Raw genomic sequence first — 2,164 nt, forward strand, 5'->3', positions numbered from 1 at the left:
ACCGAGCAGGCCGACCAGTTCGCCGTGCTCACGCTCTTCGACGCACCCCTTGATGACCAGATAGAGCCCCTCGGGCGCGCCGCCCTGCACGATGATCGTTTCATTGGGGCGGAAATAGGCGACGTCCATGGCGCCGCGCAAGGTTTCGACCTCTTCGGAAGTCAGGCGGTCGAACGGCGCCGTCGAAGTGTCGAGAAGGACGGACATGATCGCCTCGCCGCTTGGTCGCGGCCTGTCGTTATCAAGAACAGGGCAGTCGAAGAAAAAGGGGCGCGGCTTTCGAACCGCGCCCCGCTGGTTTTAGTGGGCGGAGGCGCCGGAGGCGCCGATGCCGGTCTGCGAGCGGACATATTGGGCGTCGAAGCCGTCCCTGTCGATCGCCGCGCGCTCGCTGTTGTCGAGCTTCGAGAACAGCCAGATGCCGATGAAGGCGATGGCCATCGAGAACAGAGCCGGATTGCTGATCTGGAACAGGGCCGAGCCCTTCGGATTGCCGAGGGTCGCCTCCCACACCGCCGGCGAGAAGATCACGCCGACCAGGGCCGCGATCAGGCCGAGGAAGCCGCCGATCACCGCGCCGCGGGTGGTCATGCCGCGCCAGAACATCGACATCAGCAGCACCGGGAAGTTGCACGAGGCCGCGATCGAGAAGGCGAGGCCGACCATGAAGGCGACGTTCTGCTTCTCGAACACGATGCCGAGGATCACGGCGACGACGCCGAGAACCACGGTCGCGATCTTCGAGACGCGGATTTCGTCCTGCTCATTGGCCTTGCCGCCCTTGACGACGGTGGCGTAGAGGTCGTGGCTGATCGCCGAGGCGCCCGCCAGCGTCAGGCCCGACACGACCGCGAGGATCGTGGCGAAGGCCACCGCCGAGATGAAGCCCAGGAAGGTGTCGCCGCCAACCGCGCCGGCGAGGTCGATCGCCGCCATATTGTTGCCGCCGCGAATCGCCTCGATGCCGTTCTTGCCCTGCGCGACCAACGCCGGATTCAGGAATTCCGGATTGGTCGAGACCAGCACGATCGCGCCGAAGCCGATGATGAAGGTCAGGATGTAGAAATAGCCGATGAAGCCGGTGGCGTAGAACACCGATTTCCGCGCTTCCTTGGCGTCGGCGACGGTGAAGAAGCGCATCAGGATATGCGGCAGGCCGGCGGTGCCGAACATCAGCGCGAGGCCGAGGGAAACCGCGCCGAGCGGATTGGTGATGAGCGCGCCCGGCTCCATGATCGCCAGCTTTTTCGGGTGAATTTCGACCGCCTTGGCGAACAGAGCCTCGGGGCTGAAGCCGAATTTGGCCAGGACCATGAAGGCCATGAAGGTCGCGCCGGCGAGCAGCAGGCAGGCCTTGATGATCTGCACCCAGGTGGTCGCGACCATGCCGCCGAACGTCACGTAGACGATCATCAGGATGCCGACGATGATGACCGCGTAAGTATAGTCGAGGCCGAACAGCAGCTTGATGAGGCTGCCCGCGCCGACCATCTGGGCGATCAGGTAGAAGGCCACCGTGACCAGCGTGCCGCAGGCCGCGAGAATGCGGATCGGCGTCTGAGAGAAGCGGAACGAGGCGACGTCGGCGAAGGTGAACTTGCCGAGGTTGCGCAGCGGCTCCGCGATCAGGAAGGTCACGATCGGCCAGCCGACCAGCCAGCCCACCGAATAGATCAGGCCGTCGAAGCCCGACAGATAGACCAGGCCGGAAATGCCCAGAAACGACGCGGCGGACATATAGTCGCCCGCGATGGCGAGGCCGTTCTGGAAGCCGGTGATGCCGCCGCCGGCGGTATAGAATTGCGCCGCCGACTTGGTGCGCTTGGCAGCCCAATAAGTGATGCCGAGCGTGAACAGCACGAAGATCGCGAACATGGCGATGGCGTGCCAGTTGGTGGCCTGCTTTTCGGCGCCGCCCGCGATGGCGTCAGCCAAAGCCGGCGTGGCCAGGAAGGCCGGCGCAGAAAGAGCGGCGACGAGCGCCGCGGAGGGGGCAGTCTTGATGCGCGACATCACTTGCTCTCCTCGACGATTTCCTTGGTCAGGGCGTCATAGCTGGCGTTGGCCTTGGATACGTAGATCCCGGTGAGGACGAAGGCCGAAACGATGACGGCGAGGCCGATCACGATTCCGATGGTCGTCACCGAACCGGCCGCCAGCGGCG

Annotated in this window: 3 protein-coding genes; all 3 read right to left on the minus strand. The window is 64.6% G+C overall.

Annotated features, from left to right (window positions below):
• On the minus strand, positions 1-207 hold a 207-nt coding region (locus ACE3S9_RS18870), incomplete at its 3' end, for a cyclic nucleotide-binding domain-containing protein (RefSeq protein WP_374548017.1).
• A 93-nt stretch (positions 208-300) separates the two neighbouring features.
• The gene (locus ACE3S9_RS18875) at positions 301-2,013 is read right to left on the minus strand and encodes a cation acetate symporter (protein ID WP_374548018.1); all 1,713 of its coding nucleotides are present in this window, start codon (positions 2,011-2,013) and stop codon (positions 301-303) included.
• On the minus strand, positions 2,013-2,144 hold the full coding sequence (locus tag ACE3S9_RS18880; protein ID WP_374548019.1) for a DUF485 domain-containing protein: 132 nt from the start codon (positions 2,142-2,144) through the stop codon (positions 2,013-2,015). The genes ACE3S9_RS18875 and ACE3S9_RS18880 overlap by 1 nt, the downstream gene beginning before the upstream one ends.
• Between the last annotated feature and the right edge of the window lie 20 nt (positions 2,145-2,164).

The organism is Rhodoblastus sp. (assembly GCF_041915505.1).
Taxonomy (GTDB): Bacteria; Pseudomonadota; Alphaproteobacteria; order Rhizobiales; family Beijerinckiaceae; genus Rhodoblastus.